Annotated in this window: 1 pseudogene; it reads left to right on the forward strand. The window is 38.3% G+C overall.

The features are described 5' to 3' along the window. Positions 1-274: pseudogene (locus SB775_RS29390) on the forward strand (ParM/StbA family protein); the annotation flags it as partial.

The following is a 274-nucleotide window of genomic DNA, read 5'->3' on the forward strand; positions in this document are numbered from 1 at the left end:
GTTAATGGTTATTACAATTCTATCTGGTTTAGCGGTAAGTGCTATGCGTCAAAGTCCAACTTCTGGTCATATTAATATTCGTTATGATTTATCTGTGGCTCTTCCTATGCAACTTATTACACAAGAAATAGCTGCGGAAAATGCGAAACGTTATATGGGCAATCATAAGGTTGTGTTCCATTATCCTAACGGACGTGATGTGACAATTAATATTTCAATCGAATATTGTAAATGCCTGCCTGAGGGCGCTTCTGGTACGTGGGGCATTGTATAT

The organism is Peribacillus sp. SIMBA_075, from assembly GCF_046534585.1.